Consider the following 3389-nt stretch of genomic DNA (forward strand, 5'->3'; position numbering starts at 1 on the left):
ACCGCAAGGATCAGGAACACCACGAACAGGATCCAGGCGATGTTCGTTGCGGCGCCGGCGATACCGGAGAAACCCAGAACGGCGGCGATGATGGCGATGACAAAGAAAATGATGGCGTAGTGCAGCATGGCGCTCCTCGCGGGTGGTCGAGCCTTGGATGGCGTGGGTCCATCCTCCCGATCCTGCGGTGTGCAACCAGTGATGGCGATCTATGCAGCAGATGAAGCCTTCAGCCTGCGCAGCCCTTCTTCGATGCTGACTTGCGGCACGTAGCCGAAGTCACGGCGCGCCGGTTCCATGCTGTACCAGTGTGGCGTACACAGCTGTTCGGCCAGGAAACGGGTCAGCGGCGGCTCCCCGCGCAGTTGCAGCAGCGGCCACAGCCGCTCGCAGACAGCGCCGATGCGGTAGGCGGTCCTGAAGCTGATCGCCTTGTCCACCGTCGGCGCACCCACCGCAGCCAACAGCTTGTTCACCAGCTCGCGCATCGGCAACGGCTCGCCATTGGAGATGAAGTAGGCCTTGCCCGCGCACGCAGCGCCCGGTGCCAACGCTTCGAAGGCGAGGAAGTGGGCGAGTGCGGCGTTGTCGATGTAGGTGGTGTCCACCTTGTTGTTGCCATCGCCGACCAGGCGCAGGCGGCCCTGCCGCGCACGCTCGGCCAGGCGCGGCACCAGCTGCTGATCGCCAGGGCCCCAGATCAGGCGCGGACGCAACGCCACCGTCGCCAACGCGGCATCGTTGGCGGCCAGCACGCGCTGTTCGGCGATCGCCTTGGTGGCCGCGTACGGCGCCTGGAAATCTTCGCCGTACGGCACCTCGTCGGCGCCGAGGCCTTCCACCGGATGGGTGGCGCGATGGGTCACGCTGGGCGTGGAGGTGTAGACCAGCCTGCCGATGCGGTGCGCGCGGCAGGCTGCGATGACGTTGTCGGTGCCGACCACATTGGCTTGGTGGTAGCTGTCATAGCTGCCCCACGCGCCGGCCTTGGCACCATTGTGGAATACCGCATCGACGCCGGCCACCGCATGCAGCACCGCCTGCGCATCGGCCAGATCACCGCGGATCTGGCCCACGCCCATCGCCTGCAGTTCGGGGTAGTGGCTGCGGTTGAACGCCAGCACCTGGTGGCCACGCTCAACCAGCCCGCGGCACAGCGCCTGGCCGAGGAAACCACCGCCGCCGGTGACCAGGATTTTCATGCGCGCTTCTCCAGTTCGGCGCCGGCCCAGACGGCGAGCTTTTCCCGGCCGATCTTGGCGTTGTGACGGATATCGACGGGGAACGATGGATGCACCAGGACGTGCTGCAGGTTCGCATCGGGCAACCGTGCGGCGGCTTTCGCACGCAGGGCCTCGCGCAAGGCCGGGCTGTCGCTCTGCCCGCGCTGCAGTTCCACGCACAGCACCGGTACCTGTGCACCGGCCGGGCCAACACCCACCAGGGCCGTGCGCGCCACGCCGGGCACGGTGTTGAACACCGGCTCGACCTGTTCGGTGTACAACGGCCCCTGCGCGGTTTCCACGCGATGGGTCTTGCGGCCGCAGAACCACAGACGGCCCTGTGCATCAAAGTAGCCCACGTCGCCCATGCGATGGACGATGCGGGTGCTGCCATCGGCCAGCGTCTCGCGGATCTTCGCCGCTGCGGTGGCCTGCGGGCGGTTGAAGTAGCTGTCGGTGGCGGTTGGGCCGGCCACAGTGATTTCTCCCACCTCGCCGGTGGCCAGCACACGTGCCTGCGACCAGTCGGCCAGCGGCGCGTCATCGATGGCGATGATGCGGACCTCGTTCGGTTCCACCACGCTGCCCACGCAGGTGCCAGCGCCGGCCTCGGTGGCGGCGCGGGTGCGCTCCAGCTCACGACCCTCCACCACTGCCACCGGCAGGCACTCGGTGGCGCCGTACGGCGTCCAGAACTGCGCGTCGGCCGGCAGCAGGCTGCGGATGGTGGCGACCACGTCCGGCGGCACCGGTGCACCGGCCGAGGTCACCCGGGTCACCGTCGGCAGCGGCCGGCCATGCTTCGCCAGCACCCGCATCAGCGCGGGCGAACCAAACAGCTGGGTCACGCCGAAGCGCTGGATGGCGTCGTGCAGGCGCGCCGGGTCGGCCTGCGCCGGCCGCGTCGGGTCCATGTCCGGGATCACCGAGGTCAGGCCCAGCGCCGGGTCGAACAAGGCAAACGGCGGGAAGGTCGGCAGGTCCACCCCGCCCGCTTCCATGCCGAAGGCACTGCCCAGCAGCTGGATCTGGCCGACGAAATGGCGGTGGCGGTAGACCACGCCCTTGGGCACGCCGGTGGAGCCACTGGTGAACAGGATCGCGGCCATGTCCTCGCCATCGGTGTCGGCCAGCATCGGCCCAGCGCTGGCGCCAGCGCGCTCCAGCGCGGCCAGGCTGCTGCCGCCCCAGCCGAGGCGGCGACCGACAGTGACCAGGCGGGTCGCCGAGGGCGCCCAGCGCAGCGCCAGCCGCGCCACATGCGCCAGTGGAATGCCGATGAAGGCCTGCGGCTGCGCCTCGTCCAGGCACTGCTTCAGGGCGCGCTTGTCGATGCCCGGGTCGACCAGCACCGGCACCGCCCCCAGCTTGAACAGGGCGAACATCAACAGGAAGAACTCCGGCGAGGGCCGCACCATCACCACCGTGCGCACCCCGCGGCCGATCCCGTAGCCAGCCAGGCCGGCGGCCATGGCGTCGCTGCGGGCATCCAGCTGGCGGTAATCGAGGGTGACGTCGTAGGCGGCCATGCCGTTGCCGGCGCCTCGGCGGCCCGGGCAGCGGATGGCGATCTGATCGGGGCGTTCACGCGCCAGTTCAGGCAGGCGCGCGGCAATGTTGCAGGGTCGGTTCATCCGTTCATTGTCGCCGCTTACGGAATTTCTTGCGCGGCGGCCGACTTCGTGGAAAATCCGCACCCTCGTTCCCGATTCCGACTGCCGCCCGAGGCGGCTTGCCCATGCAACATCCCTGCATGACCTGCGGCGCCTGCTGCACCCAATACCGCGTGGCCTTCCACTGGATGGAATCGGACGAGGTCACCCCCGGCGGCGTGCCGCACCAGCTTACCGAGGTGCTGGACCCGCATCGCCTGTGCATGCGCGGCACCCATTCCAAGCCGGTGCGCTGCGTCGCGCTGGATGCGCAGATCGGCGTGTATTCACGCTGCACCATCCACCCCAACCGGCCCAGCGTGTGCCGTGAGGTGGATGCATCGTGGGAATACGGCAAGGCCAGCCCGCAGTGCGACAAGGCGCGCATCGCCTATGGCCTGGATCCGCTGACCCTGGCCGACTGGCGCTGGCGTGATGACGCCGACAATGACGACGACCACCCGGACGACAACGGCAACAGCCCTTCCTCGCCGCCGCAGGCGCCGGTCGCCGC

General features: G+C 69.0%; 4 protein-coding genes. 1 reads left to right on the forward strand and 3 read right to left on the reverse strand.

Going from position 1 to position 3389, the window contains the following annotated elements; translation table 11 throughout:
* The 3 genes from N5C25_RS20370 to oleC all read right to left on the reverse strand — a co-directional run.
* A partial coding sequence (locus N5C25_RS20370; RefSeq protein WP_279937793.1) for a DUF1328 domain-containing protein occupies positions 1 to 128 on the reverse strand: 128 nt, incomplete at its 3' end.
* An 81-nt stretch (positions 129 to 209) separates the two neighbouring features.
* On the reverse strand, positions 210 to 1202 hold the full coding sequence (oleD, locus tag N5C25_RS20375; RefSeq protein WP_279937791.1) for a 2-alkyl-3-oxoalkanoate reductase: 993 nt from the start codon (positions 1200 to 1202) through the stop codon (positions 210 to 212).
* A complete protein-coding gene (gene oleC / locus N5C25_RS20380) occupies positions 1199 to 2857 on the reverse strand; it encodes an olefin beta-lactone synthetase (protein WP_279937792.1) in 1659 nt (552 codons plus the stop codon). Before oleC ends, oleD begins: the two co-directional genes overlap by 4 nt.
* A gap of 104 nt (positions 2858 to 2961) precedes the next feature.
* Here oleC and N5C25_RS20385 point away from each other — a divergent pair.
* Positions 2962 to 3389 (forward strand): YkgJ family cysteine cluster protein (locus N5C25_RS20385; RefSeq protein WP_029380125.1); only part of this gene is annotated, 428 nt, incomplete at its 3' end.

It is taken from the genome of Stenotrophomonas sp. GD03958, assembly GCF_029839005.1.
Taxonomy (GTDB): Bacteria; Pseudomonadota; Gammaproteobacteria; order Xanthomonadales; family Xanthomonadaceae; genus Stenotrophomonas; species Stenotrophomonas hibiscicola.